Raw genomic sequence first — 12,440 nt, forward strand, 5'->3', positions numbered from 1 at the left:
CGTAGTTTGGAAAACTTATACGGTAAAGTTATTTTTCGAGCATGAAAAGTTGAAAAATGAGTCGATTTCTGATTACAATTGAGGTATTGCAAAATAAGTTCATTTGAACTTTTTCATAGTGAGCTTTAATTAGGGAGGGTTTTATAGAATGCTTCATGCAGCTGTCTTGCTTCCTTTTTTGGCAGCGTTTTTCATCCCGTTCATCTATCGGGGCGTTAAACAAGTCCACTTAGGATGGTTTGTTTTAGCAGTGCCGATTTTACTATTCGGGTATTTTTTAACTTTTATCAAAAATGTGTTACAAGGTGTACATACTTTAAAAACGTTTGAGTGGATTCCTTCACTAGGTGTAAACGTCACATTTTATATCGACGGTCTTGGCCTATTTTTCGCGCTTCTGATTACCGGAATCGGATCGCTCGTTGTTCTGTATTCCATTTATTACTTAAATAAAGCGGAAAAACTTGGCCATTTTTATGTTTACCTTCTTTTATTTATGGGGGCGATGCTTGGCGTCGTTCTATCAGATAATCTGTTCGTACTTTACACGTTCTGGGAACTAACAAGTATTTCATCATTCTTATTGATCGGCTATTGGTACCAGCGTGAAAAGTCAACTGCAGGTGCATTGAAATCCATGGTTATTACGGTCTTTGGTGGCCTTGCAATGCTCGGTGGGTTCTTGCTCATGTCTGATCTTACAGGGACAACTAGCATCAGAGGTATAATTGAAAATGCTGACCTCATCGTAGAGTCTCCACTATTCTCATTCATCTTAGTATTAGTTCTGTTAGGAGCTTTTACGAAGTCAGCTCAATTTCCATTTCACACCTGGCTACCAGATGCGATGGAAGCTCCAACACCGGTAAGTGCTTTCCTACACTCCGCCACGATGGTAAAAGCAGGGATCTATCTTGTAGCAAGATTGAGCCTTGTCTTTGCGGGTACTGACCTTTTCTTTCTAATCGTTAGTGGGTTTGGACTTCTTACTTTATGTTGGGGTTCCTATATGGCTGTTAGAAAAACAGACCTTAAAGCCATTTTGGCTTACTCAACCATCAGTCAGTTAGGTATGATCATGGCTATGCTTGGCTTCGGGACAAAAGCAGCTATATTAGCTGCAGTGTTCCATATCCTTAACCATGCAACGTTCAAAGGAAGTCTCTTTATGGTTGCTGGTATCGTTGATCATGAAACAGGAACAAGAGATATACGTAGGCTAGGTGGGCTCTTTACCTTTATGCCGATCACAGCTACTCTTGCATTCTTTGGAGCTTTTTCAATGGCTGGATTCCCATTACCAATTTTCAATGGGTTTCTAAGTAAGGAAATGTTTTTTGAAGCATCTCTCTTTAAACATTCTTCTCCAATCGTAGAATCGGTTGCACCGTTCTTCCCTTATCTTGCAGTTGGAGGAAGTATATTTACGTTTATCTATTCTGTAATGCTGTTCTTCCGTACATTCACTGGAAAACAGAGAGATACACTTGAAAAGCAGCCTCATGAAGCTCCAATCGGTATGCTGATCTCTCCGATGATATTGGTAGCACTTGTCGTTATCATCGCAATCGTACCAGATGTTTTTGGTAAATCATTACTAGCACCTATGGTTGACTCGATCACAGGGAAGGCGATCGACCCCCATATTAAATTCTGGCATGGAATCAAAAACACTGCACTGTACATGAGTTTAGCTGTCCTTATTTTTGGAACAATATTGTATTTAACAAGAACAAAATGGGAAAAAGTATACGATATTCTCCCAGGTAAAATGTCTGCAGCAAAAGTGTTTGACGCAATTATGAACGGAATAGAGACGGGTTCAGAGAAGGTAACTAAGAGATATATGACCGGTTCTCTAAGACACTACCTTGTTTATATTCTAACTTTCTCAGTCGTACTGTTGGCTATCACGATGAGTGTGACAGGTGGTTTCAACTTATCGACTGATGATCTCGCACCTATTGCGCTTCCTGAAGTAATGATTGCCATCGTTATGGCGGTTGCAGCATTTGGGACAATCTTTATGAATAACAGAATTGCAGCAATTCTAGTTCTAGGTATCGTAGGTTACGGGTTATCGTTACTGTTTGTGTTCTTCAGAGCACCAGATTTAGCTTTAACTCAGCTAATCGTAGAAACCGTTACTGTAGCACTCTTCTTACTTTGTTTCTATCACCTTCCAGATCTCAATAAGGAGAAAACTCCGGCAAGAACGAAGGTTGTGAACTGGGTGATCTCAATCTCAGTAGGGGTGATGGTAACATTGATTGGAATTGCTTCTCATAGTACGCAAATGTTCGAGCCAATCTCTGAATACTTCATTAAGAATTCCTACAAGCTTGGCGGAGGAGACAACATTGTAAACGTCATCCTTGTTGATTTCCGTGGTCTCGATACGTTGCTTGAAATTCTTGTACTAGGTCTTGCTGCGATCGGTATCTTCACGATGATCAAACTACGTCCGAATAAGAAGGGGGGAAATGAATAATGGAAATCATTATGTCCGTGCTGGCTGGATTACTTTTTACAGCAGGTGTCTATATGATGCTTCAAAAGCAAATATTAAAGATCGTCATAGGAACTGCTTTGTTGTCACACGGTGCTCACCTTTTCATTATAACGATGGGGAAGCTTAACCGAGGAAATCCCCCCGTATTAACTGAAGACGTAACGAAGTATGCCGACCCGCTACCACAGGCGTTGATCTTAACTTCTATCGTAATCAGTTTCGGCGTAACTTCATTTCTTCTCGTGCTAGCGTATCGTGCGTATCAAACTAACGGAACGGATAATATGGAGAAATTAAGGGGAAACGAACATGAGTAACTTAGTCATACTGCCAGTATTACTTCCACTATTGACCGGAATCTTTCTTGTGTTTTTCAACAGTAAACTACCTATTGTAAGAATGATTACAAAAATCATGGTAGTCGTAAATTTGATCGCTGTTTCAGCGGTCGCCTACGAAGTTGTGCAAAATGGCACACTCGTATTAAAAGCAGGAGATTGGACTGTACCTTATGGAATCGTTCTTGTAGCAGATCCACTCGCAATGGTACTTGTCGTAACTGCAAATGTCGTTGCGACAGCTTGCGCCTTCTATGCGTTTCATTCACTTGATGAGCAAAGAGAACGGTTTTACTTCTATCCACTCTTTCAGCTTTTGATCGCTGGTGTGAGTGGTGCCTTTCTAACAGGAGATTTGTTTAACCTGTTCGTATTCTTTGAAGTTTTACTAATTGCATCTTACGGATTGATTGTTCTTGGGGGAACGAAAGAGCAGTTTAGAGAGTCATTTAAATACATCATCGTCAATTTGCTTTCATCGATTTTGTTTGTTACGACAGTTTCCTTCATCTATGCAGTTGCAGGTACCGTAAACATGGCTCAACTAGCAGAACGTGTTGGTGAAGTAGAGCAAGGTGGAATTCTTACAACCATCGCGATTCTATTGTTACTGGTTTTTGCCACAAAAGGAGCGTTATTTCCTTTATATTTCTGGCTCCCAAAATCATACACAGTTCCTCCTACCGTTATCTCAGCATTATTTGGGGCTTTGTTAACGAAAGTAGGGGTATATTCCATATTAAGAGTGTTTTCACTTATTTTCGTTTACGAGCTTACGTTTACTCATCAGCTATTCATCATTTTAGCTGCATTCACATTGGTATTCGGTGTGATCGGGGCGTTATCGACAAACAACGTCCAATTGATTGTAGCCTATAACATCATACCGGCAGTAGGATATATGATTCTTGGTATTGGCGTGTTTTCCACTACCGCCTTAGCGGGATCTATTTACTACCTTGTTCACGATATGATTATTAAAGCAGCATTATTTTTACTTGTAGGTGCAATGGCTGCTTACAGCGGCACATCCGACTTACGAAAAATGGGCGGATTGATCAAACACCAACCTGTACTCGGCTGGTTATTCTTCATCGCAGCACTTGCGCTAGCTGGACTACCTCCTTTTAGTGGATTCGTAGGAAAGCTACTGATTCTAAGAGGTGCATTTGAAGAAGGACATTACGTTGTTGCAGTCATCGGTCTCTTGACTAGCCTACTCATTCTTATTTCAATCATCAAAATCTTTATCAAAGGATTTTGGGGAGAAGACAAACTTGAAAGCGTTCCGAGCATATCGATTCGCAATAAAGTAGCACCCGCTGCATTTCTATTGTTCTTTACTGTACTGCTTGGGATTGGTGCAGAATTCTTTTACCCAACCGTTCAAACGATTGGAGATCAATTGATAGATCCAATCAACTACATTGATTCGGTGATGAAGGAGTAGATGGCATGCCAATTCAAATTATTATTAACTTAATCATCGCTGTGTTATGGATGTTTTTGTTTGAAAGTTATTCTTTCAGCACATTCTTTATTGGGTATTTATCAGGTATCGTTCTACTGCTACTCATGGAGCGCTTCATTCCAGATCGTTTCTATTTCTACAGATTATGGTCAATCGTTAAGCTGTTGTTCTTATTTATCAAAGAACTTATTATGGCTAACATACAAGTTGTGAAGCTTGTATATAGTCCTAAGCTAAAGATGGAACCTGGAATTATCGCCGTCCCGATCGAAGTAAGAACAAATTGGGAGATCACCATGCTAGCGAATTTAATCACGTTAACTCCTGGAACGCTTTCTGTTTCAGTTTCTCCTGACAACATGTTTATCTATGTACATGCAATGGATGCGCCAGATGCTGACGAAGTGATTAAAGAAATTAAAGGAACCTTCGAAAAAGCAATCATGGAGGTGACAAGATGACCTCACTTTTATCAACAGTGTCAACGCTATGTATAGTGGTAATCGCAATCTCAACACTCTTTCTTTTATATAGAGCGATCAAAGGGCCATCAAATCCAGATCGTGCTGTGGCACTTGATACGATCGGCATTAACCTTATGGCGATCGCAGGTATTCTTGCTATTAAGCTCGAGACCCAGTATTTTAATGACATTATCCTTCTCATAGGGATACTTGCTTTCATAGGTACTGTAGCGATTGCTAAATTCTTAGAAAAGGGTGTTATCATTGAAAGAAATCGTGATTAGTGTCATTTTGATCATCGGAACGTTTTTTCTTTTCTCTGGAGCCCTAGGTGTCTTTCGTTTACCTGACGTTTACACGCGCCTTCATGCAGCTTCAAAAAGTGCTACCTTAGGCGTTGCCGGAATTTTGATTGCTGCCTTTCTATTTTTCTGGATTGAACAAAATATGGTCAGTGGGAAACTAGTTCTCGGGATTATCTTTATCCTCATGACAGCTCCAGTCTCTGGTCATATGATTTCTAGAGCAGCTTACCAAAAAGGGGTTCCTCTTTGGGAGAAGACAACGAGAGATGATTTAAAACCATCATCCAAAAAAACAAACACAAGAGGGTAACCTCGAGTGTTTGTTTTTTTATATAAAAAAATAGATAGGTGGTCACCTATCAATACTTTCTTCCGTAGAAATTCGCATAGTAGTAATATCCTCCACCAATAACCAATAGCAATACTAGAAGAACAACAATTAATGCAAAGTAACCGCCGTAGCCTGGATAAGGATACGGTGGATATGGGTAACCGTAACCTGGGTATCCGCAACCATAACCGTAACCGTAACTCATGCTCCCCCTCCTTCACTCTTTAATACCTACTCCACCCTAGATATGATAGCTTATGTAAAGTTTGTCATTATTGTATAGGGATTAGCGGAGTTTTCTGAATTCCATGAAGTGGCTATTTTTATATTGCATATTGTTCTACAATGAAGGAAACAGCAATTTAATGAAAAAGGGGTCGAAATTGAATGAGAACAACCATAACCCCCACAAATGACCCGTGGGAAGCTTATATGGACGTAGAAGAACACGGGACGCAGGTCCTTTCTAACATTGAATTAACAACAACCACACTTTGTAATATGAGGTGTGAGCATTGTGCAGTGGGCTATACATTGCAACCGAAAGATCCAGACCCACTTCCACTACAGCTCTTAACAGATCGCTTGGATGAGGTGGAACAGCTTCGTGCGCTAAGTATTACTGGTGGAGAACCTATGCTATCGATGAAATCCGTAAAGAATTATGTAGTCCCTCTTCTGAAATATGCACATGACAGAGGAGCGAAGACACAAATCAACTCAAACTTAACGCTAGATCGTAAACGATATGATAAAATTTTACCGTATCTTGATGTGTTACATATCTCTCATAACTATGGAAGCATTGATGATTTTACAGACATAGGCTTTGCAGTTATGGATAAGAAGCCGACCATAGAACAACGTGAAGCGTATTTTCATCGAATGGTTGAGAACGCCAAAGATCTAACTTCAAATGGCGTGTTGGTTTCTGCTGAAACGATGATTAATCGTAGAACGTTACCTAATATTGAAGCGATTCACAAGCAAATCGCTGATATGGGTTGTCAAAGGCATGAGGTTCATCCTATGTACCCATCAGATTTCGCTTCAGATCTCGATATCGCCTCTTTAGAAGAAATTCGAGAAGGCATTCACAGACTACTCGATCATAGAGATCCAAATGTATGGTTATTGTTCGGTACACTGCCATTTTATCCATGTAGTTCAAATCCAGAGGATTTAAAGCTTCTAGAGCGATTATACGCTGAACCTAATGTTACGGTCCGGAATGATCCTGATGGTCGGTCCCGCCTTAACATGAATATATTCGATGGAGATATAATCGTAACAGATTTTGGAGACACGCCTCCTTTAGGGAATATTAAACACACAAACTTAAATGATGCTTATCGAAAATGGCAAGATAGTAAGATTGCTAAGTCCGTTAGCTGTCATTGCCCTGCAGTAAAGTGTCTCGGTCCGAACCTTCTCGTGAAAGATTCCTATTACAAAGACGTGGACTTTCTAACAAGAGAGTCCCACATTGCATTATAACCCCCTATGCAGGGGGGTTTTTTTACTATTTTCATAAAAAAAGTCTTCTTTTTCCTTTCAGTTGGATGAAGAAAGGGTATAATGGCTATCGTACTCTATAGGAGCGTGATTATGTTGAAGAAAAGATTATTCACCCTTACATTTATTACTTGTGCATTAGCTCTACTGCTTTTGATTGCTGAGAATCAATCAAATTTCATTCGTACGAATGCGAATGAGATGCCTGAAAATGATTCTGAATCTAAAAAGAAAAATATTACTTACTATACAAAATATTATCAAACGAAAAAAAGTATTTATGATTCGTATAAACACGAAGAAAGTGAAACGATTTTTCTTGGAGATAGCCTCACGGATTATTATGAATGGGGAGAGGCGCTAAGTGACCATCAGGTATTAAACAGAGGCATAGCAGGTGACACAACGACAGGAGTGATCAACCGGATCGATGAGATCACAAATGCTAACCCTGAACGATTGTATATCATGATCGGAATCAATGATATGATCGCTGGTCAATCGATAGAAAAAATTGAAGCCAACTATAAATACATTTTAGATATATTAAAGAAGCAAACTCCAAACACTACTGTATACGTACAAAGTCTTCTGCCGATTAACAGGAATCTAACGAAGCACAATGTTCGAAACAAAGACATAGCGACGTTGAACGAGCAAATAAAGAACCTTACACGTTTATATGATTATCACTATCTAGATTTACACCCTGATTTTCTAAAATATGGACAATTAAACAAAGAGTACACGTTTGATGGCCTCCACTTAAACGGTGAAGGCTATAAGGTTTGGACGCGGAACGTATTAAGCACATACAATACGAATGTGAAGACTGTCGAGTAAAAGCAAACAAGTTGGTAGTATAAGACAAGTTTCAGATCCTTCATCTGAGACTTGTCTTTTTTATCCCGTGCTTTTTAGTGATTCGTGCCATAGTTGGATATACAGCTAGAACGCGATCAACTTTGAAAGTGCGAATGCTTCTCCTTAAGTGACAGTACCCTTTAATTTCATCTTGGGATAGTTTATATAATGTAACCGTGCGCTTGGTGATCATTTGGTCTGAAGTCATATAGATCATGTCGACTGAGAGGTGACGTTGAAGACAGTTCTGCAATACCTTTAACATGGCACTTCCCCCTTCTTTTCCTATGTTCATATTATATGCAGAACACTTGTTCTTATCAACGGTTTTCACTTTCCAATTTTTACTTCATAAAAAAAACCTGCCAAATGGCAGGCTATGCACCGTTTCCTCTTTCTTTTCGATTACGATAAAATTCATGAAACAGTTTCATCAGCGCACGCTTTTCTATTCTAGATACATAGCTTCTTGATATCCCTAACTTCTTTGCGATTTCTCTTTGGGTCAACTCTTTCTCTAGATTTAAACCAAACCTACCTACGATTACTTCTTTCTCTCTTTCATCTAATATATGAATGTAATCATATATTTTTTGCTTTTCCATATTCAGCTGTATGAGGTCAACGATATCTTCTGTTTCTGCCTTTAAAACGTCGATTAACGAAATTTCATTTCCTTCTTTGTCCTGACCAATCGGATCATGAAGGGAGACATCTTTTTTTGTTTTCTTAAGAGCGCGTAAATGCATTAGGATTTCATTCTCAATACATCTAGCTGCATAGGTAGCAAGCTTCGTTCCTTTATCGGTCGAATAACTCTCGATTGCTTTGATCAAACCGATCGTTCCGATGGAGATGAGATCTTCCGGATCTTCTCCGGTATTCTCGAACTTCTTTACAATATGGGCTACAAGACGTAAATTGTGCTCGATCAATCGATTTCTAGCATCTTCATCTCCTTGGGCCATTAATTCTAAATACTTTCTTTCATCCTTTTTTGACAAGGGTTGTGGGAAAGCGTTGTTTTTAACAAATGAGACGAAGAAGAGGACTTCCTTGCACAAGTAAGCAAGTGCTGCCAGTAACGACACATACTCACCTCCCATATGGTGGGCTTACACCTTATCTTAAGCTTATGTATTGGTCTAGGCTGCTGTGTCTGTCCATTTCCAATTCCTTAAAAAGTAAAAAGCTCACCGGATTAGCATGCTTTCACTAATCTCGATGAGCTTTTCTTTCTCTTGACCACTTTTCCGACATATACTCTTCCCTTAAATAGCGGTAATGCCTTGAATTACGACCATATTTTAAACGAATAAACGTTAAACCTGTTACAACGGAAGCAACACCAACAATCTCAAACCATTCCACCAGTGCCCCACCTCACTTATGGCAGTCTATTCTTTAAGATAAGAACATGTTACAGAAAGTCGAGATTAAAACAAAAAACGCCCTATATGGACGTTTAGATAGCAATGATCGCTTTCTTATTTTTCTGTTTGATATAAGAGACGATTTCATCCCAGTCATCTTCAAATGGAATATACGGCACGTAAGTGGTTTTCTTATCGAAATGTTTTTCGATTGCTATGACAATAGAGCCATTCACTTTCCCAAACGTCACTCTTTTCACAGAAGAAAAGGCGACGACCCTTCGGTTTAAACCGAGTAGCTTGTGATGCATTCCCTTTTCAGTGAGCTCAATCCGTTGCGTACGAATACAGATGCTTAAAAGTACACAGAATGCGATGTATATAAGTCCAATCATCATAAACGTTTGCCATCTTTCAACAGATAAATCACCTTTGACCCATAGAAGTGCAGTGCCAAATAAAACAACAATCACATAAACAAGAAACATAAACACTTCGATTGTCTTAACTCTCGGGTAGTATGTCTTGATTACTTTCATGCCCTTCACACCTTTACGCACTAGGCTATGGCAACGATATGTTGTTTTATTTTAACAGCTTCTCAATGTTTTGTACACAGAATTTTCTGTCTTCTTATCCGGACTTTTGGTAGATCGCCATCGAGTGATCCATGATCACTTCGATTAAAGGTAAAAGATCTGGAAACAACTCTTTCGCGAAGTTCCACGCATTGTCTTCAATTGCTATCGCTAGCTGGTGCTTCTCATAATTAGATTTTGCTACTTGCTTACGATTGGCGAGGTGTTCTAAGTTGTTATCCTGTGCATGACCGATTTCGTGAGCTAAGATGATCTTAAAATAATCAACCACCCTCTCATCCGTTCCTAGCACACGAATACATTGAAGTTTTATTTCTTCAAGGTACAATGTGATCGCCCCTGATTTCAACGAATATTTTCCACCTATATTTCTGTTCCCTGGGAAATGTTCTTCAATCGTAACGGTAGTTGTTAACGAAAGCATCTCTAGAATACTTTTTACCAGATTGTTATAGTACTCTTTTGAATGAGCCAATTTCATTGCCCCTTTATATAATCTCTGCACTCAAGCACTAATGTGATCAACCTTATTTGAAACCTATGTAGCAGAAAGATTTTTATGAACATGCTATCCAATCAAATTAAGCTTTATGCCCGCAAATTAAATTACACAAAAAAAAGAGACCCTATTCGGGTCATCTTTACTGATTACTTCCACCAGTTATCAAAAATAGTTGGAGGTAAATTTCGCTTGTGTTTCGTTTTTAAGTAATGGCTTTCTAACGTTTTTGCAGCATCTTCCGGAATTTCTTTTCCTTCTAAGTATTCATCGATATGGTTGTAGCTAATTCCTAGGGCCTCTTCATCAGGAAGAGCAGGGCGATCATCCTCTAAATCTGCCGTAGGTACCTTATCGACGAGGTGCTCTGGCATTCCAAGATGCTCAAGCATCGCTCTTCCTTGGCGTTTATTAAGACCAAACAGTGGCGCGATATCGCATGCACCATCTCCAAACTTGGTGTAAAATCCGGTAACTGCCTCAGCAGCATGATCCGTTCCAATGACCAGCTTGTTTTCATCACCTGCGATGTTATACTGAGAAATCATCCGTTCACGAGCCTTGTTATTACCCTTTGTAAAATCAGTTAGCTCATTGCCAGTAGCTTCAAGATAAGCGGATACTGATGCATCGACCGCAGGTTTGATATTGATCGTCACCGTACGATCAGGCTGTATAAACTTAAGAGCAGCTTGCGCATCATCTTCATCTTTCTGTTCACCATACGGGAGGCGAACCGCAATGAAGGATGCGTCTGTCCCTTCTTCTCTCAACTGTTCAACGGCCATTTGAGCAAGACGACCCGCTAGTGACGAATCTTGTCCTCCTGATATTCCAAGCACAAAACCTGTCGTACCACTTTTCTTAACGTAATCTTTCAAAAAGGTAATTCGTTTTTCCATTTCTTCTTTAACATCGATGGAAGGCTGTACACCTAATTCATCTACAATCTGTTTCTGAAGTTCTCTCAAGTTCCTCACTCCTAATGTTGATAAATTCATTGGCGAAAAAGATCATGTTTTTCATCCAGTAATACTATTCTTATACAATGTCTTATTGTTATCAATACCCACAACCTTATTTTCAAAACGAAGTTGCTCAATATTCCTTAATATACTCAAAAAGGCAGAACTGAACCGTTCTGCCTTTCAACCAGTGTTTAGATGTAAAAACTCTTCTTATATTCAATACTCTCGATGAGTTCTCGTTTTCTTCTCTCATCTAATTCTTGGTTTATAGTTCTCTTATTCTTTGTTATCTTAACGGTTATGAATAATAATTGTAAGGTCATGATAAATCCTCCTCGAACTGTTAGGTTAAGCCTTTCTCTACTGCCATCCACTTTAGTATCATCTGTCCAAAACCATTCATCACAAACATTCAGTCCTTTCTCAACGTATTAGAATAGCCAAGGCTGCTTTCCCAAGACATGGGTTTCACGATTATTTCTGTCTTCTTTTAGTTGTTGAAAATGAAGCTCTTCTTCAATCGTTTTCTCTTGAATTGTAATTCCAACTTTTATAAACAATAAATTTATCGTTAACATGATCATTTCTCCTTAATGTGTTTTTTAATTACAGCCATATTGAACCAGTTCGACTTGCTTTTATTTCATTTTCAGTTACTTGGCGTTGGATATCGCGCTTACGAAGTTCTGAACTGAGACTCGGTTCAATAAAGTTTTTTACTCTAGTAATGATCAATAAATGGAACGGTACCATGCTAACGACCTCCTTTCACATAAAAATTCAGGGGACCCACTTTTTCCTTTTCTTAGCTGCTAAACACTTCATCATCGCTTTTCCTCCTCTCAAATTTTGGACACAAAAAGGCCGCAGGCTTTTACCTGCGGCACAAAAAATAATACCACAGGAGATCGACCTGCGGCTTTATATCCAATTCATAAAAAGGATGCCTACTTGATAGGCGCCGGTCGAACCATTTTGAAAGATGCATATTTAGTTGCTGCGATTGCTTTTATCATTTCCATCATTTTGTTCGACCTCCTTTTTTTGTAATGATTTCAAGGGTTAGTATATCGATGTCTTATGGTTTTGTAAACCTTTTTTACTAAATTACCTGATTATTTCGCAAAAATATTATTTTACGACAATATAAGCTTATTATCGACAATAAATCCGAACGAAGAAACCATGAAAGTTCTATAAA

18 protein-coding genes are annotated in these 12,440 nt (G+C 39.1%); 8 read left to right on the forward strand and 10 right to left on the reverse strand.

Annotation, left to right across the window (positions count from 1 at the left end; genetic code table 11):
• Window positions 1-148 precede the first annotated feature (148 nt).
• Genes ACXAHI_RS06115 through mnhG form a run of 6 tightly spaced genes read left to right on the forward strand, consistent with a single transcriptional unit; the run spans window position 149 to window position 5,400 of the window.
• Window positions 149-2,491 (forward strand): Na+/H+ antiporter subunit A, encoded by a 2,343-nt coding sequence (locus ACXAHI_RS06115; protein WP_474846710.1) that lies wholly within the window; start codon window positions 149-151, stop codon window positions 2,489-2,491.
• On the forward strand, window positions 2,491-2,829 hold the full coding sequence (locus ACXAHI_RS06120; RefSeq protein ID WP_474846712.1) for a Na(+)/H(+) antiporter subunit C: 339 nt from the start codon (window positions 2,491-2,493) through the stop codon (window positions 2,827-2,829). Before ACXAHI_RS06115 ends, ACXAHI_RS06120 begins: the two co-directional genes overlap by 1 nt.
• Entirely contained in the window at window positions 2,822-4,300 is a 1,479-nt protein-coding gene (locus ACXAHI_RS06125) for a Na+/H+ antiporter subunit D (protein ID WP_474846714.1), read from the forward strand. The genes ACXAHI_RS06120 and ACXAHI_RS06125 overlap by 8 nt, the downstream gene beginning before the upstream one ends.
• A 5-nt stretch (window positions 4,301-4,305) precedes the next feature.
• Window positions 4,306-4,782 carry a Na+/H+ antiporter subunit E gene (locus tag ACXAHI_RS06130; RefSeq protein WP_270179364.1) on the forward strand — a complete coding sequence of 159 codons (477 nt, stop codon included), beginning with the start codon at window positions 4,306-4,308 and terminating at the stop codon, window positions 4,780-4,782.
• Window positions 4,779-5,069 (forward strand): Na(+)/H(+) antiporter subunit F1, encoded by a 291-nt coding sequence (locus ACXAHI_RS06135; protein ID WP_270179365.1) that lies wholly within the window; start codon window positions 4,779-4,781, stop codon window positions 5,067-5,069. Before ACXAHI_RS06130 ends, ACXAHI_RS06135 begins: the two co-directional genes overlap by 4 nt.
• Window positions 5,050-5,400: a monovalent cation/H(+) antiporter subunit G gene (gene mnhG / locus ACXAHI_RS06140; protein WP_474846716.1), complete on the forward strand. Its 351-nt coding sequence runs from the start codon at window positions 5,050-5,052 to the stop codon at window positions 5,398-5,400. Before ACXAHI_RS06135 ends, mnhG begins: the two co-directional genes overlap by 20 nt.
• A 49-nt stretch (window positions 5,401-5,449) precedes the next feature.
• Here mnhG and ACXAHI_RS06145 read toward each other — a convergent pair whose 3' ends face one another.
• The gene (locus tag ACXAHI_RS06145; protein ID WP_270179367.1) at window positions 5,450-5,626 is read right to left on the reverse strand and encodes a YjcZ family sporulation protein; all 177 of its coding nucleotides are present in this window, start codon (window positions 5,624-5,626) and stop codon (window positions 5,450-5,452) included.
• A 182-nt stretch (window positions 5,627-5,808) separates the two neighbouring features.
• Between ACXAHI_RS06145 and yfkAB the strand changes: the two genes are divergently transcribed.
• Both yfkAB and ACXAHI_RS06155 read left to right on the forward strand, forming a co-directional pair.
• A complete protein-coding gene (gene yfkAB / locus ACXAHI_RS06150) occupies window positions 5,809-6,918 on the forward strand; it encodes a radical SAM/CxCxxxxC motif protein YfkAB (protein ID WP_474846718.1) in 1,110 nt (369 codons plus the stop codon).
• Window positions 6,919-7,032: 114 nt separating this feature from the next.
• Complete coding sequence (locus ACXAHI_RS06155) at window positions 7,033-7,779, forward strand: GDSL-type esterase/lipase family protein (RefSeq protein WP_474846720.1); 747 nt, start codon at window positions 7,033-7,035, stop codon at window positions 7,777-7,779.
• A 40-nt stretch (window positions 7,780-7,819) separates the two neighbouring features.
• Here ACXAHI_RS06155 and ACXAHI_RS06160 read toward each other — a convergent pair whose 3' ends face one another.
• The 9 genes from ACXAHI_RS06160 to ACXAHI_RS06200 form a co-directional block, all read right to left on the reverse strand.
• Window positions 7,820-8,065: a WYL domain-containing protein gene (locus tag ACXAHI_RS06160; RefSeq protein ID WP_474846723.1), complete on the reverse strand. Its 246-nt coding sequence runs from the start codon at window positions 8,063-8,065 to the stop codon at window positions 7,820-7,822.
• Between the two features lie 112 nt (window positions 8,066-8,177).
• A complete protein-coding gene (gene sigK / locus ACXAHI_RS06165) occupies window positions 8,178-8,891 on the reverse strand; it encodes an RNA polymerase sporulation sigma factor SigK (protein WP_474846725.1) in 714 nt (237 codons plus the stop codon).
• Window positions 8,892-9,015: 124 nt separating this feature from the next.
• Window positions 9,016-9,171, reverse strand: coding sequence for a hypothetical protein (locus ACXAHI_RS06170; protein WP_270179372.1), 156 nt, complete (start codon window positions 9,169-9,171; stop codon window positions 9,016-9,018).
• A 94-nt stretch (window positions 9,172-9,265) separates the two neighbouring features.
• Window positions 9,266-9,712: a hypothetical protein gene (locus ACXAHI_RS06175; protein ID WP_474846727.1), complete on the reverse strand. Its 447-nt coding sequence runs from the start codon at window positions 9,710-9,712 to the stop codon at window positions 9,266-9,268.
• A gap of 94 nt (window positions 9,713-9,806) precedes the next feature.
• Window positions 9,807-10,247: a hypothetical protein gene (locus tag ACXAHI_RS06180; RefSeq protein ID WP_474846729.1), complete on the reverse strand. Its 441-nt coding sequence runs from the start codon at window positions 10,245-10,247 to the stop codon at window positions 9,807-9,809.
• A gap of 173 nt (window positions 10,248-10,420) precedes the next feature.
• A complete protein-coding gene (nadE, locus tag ACXAHI_RS06185; RefSeq protein ID WP_474846731.1) occupies window positions 10,421-11,272 on the reverse strand; it encodes an ammonia-dependent NAD(+) synthetase in 852 nt (283 codons plus the stop codon).
• A 158-nt stretch (window positions 11,273-11,430) separates the two neighbouring features.
• Window positions 11,431-11,562 carry a hypothetical protein gene (locus ACXAHI_RS06190; RefSeq protein ID WP_474846733.1) on the reverse strand — a complete coding sequence of 44 codons (132 nt, stop codon included), beginning with the start codon at window positions 11,560-11,562 and terminating at the stop codon, window positions 11,431-11,433.
• Between the two features lie 108 nt (window positions 11,563-11,670).
• A complete protein-coding gene (locus tag ACXAHI_RS06195; protein ID WP_349288097.1) occupies window positions 11,671-11,817 on the reverse strand; it encodes a hypothetical protein in 147 nt (48 codons plus the stop codon).
• A 28-nt stretch (window positions 11,818-11,845) separates the two neighbouring features.
• Window positions 11,846-11,992, reverse strand: coding sequence for a hypothetical protein (locus ACXAHI_RS06200; RefSeq protein ID WP_349288096.1), 147 nt, complete (start codon window positions 11,990-11,992; stop codon window positions 11,846-11,848).
• Window positions 11,993-12,440: the final 448 nt, after the last annotated feature.

The sequence above is a fragment of the Anaerobacillus sp. ABD4_527 genome, assembly GCF_056160805.1.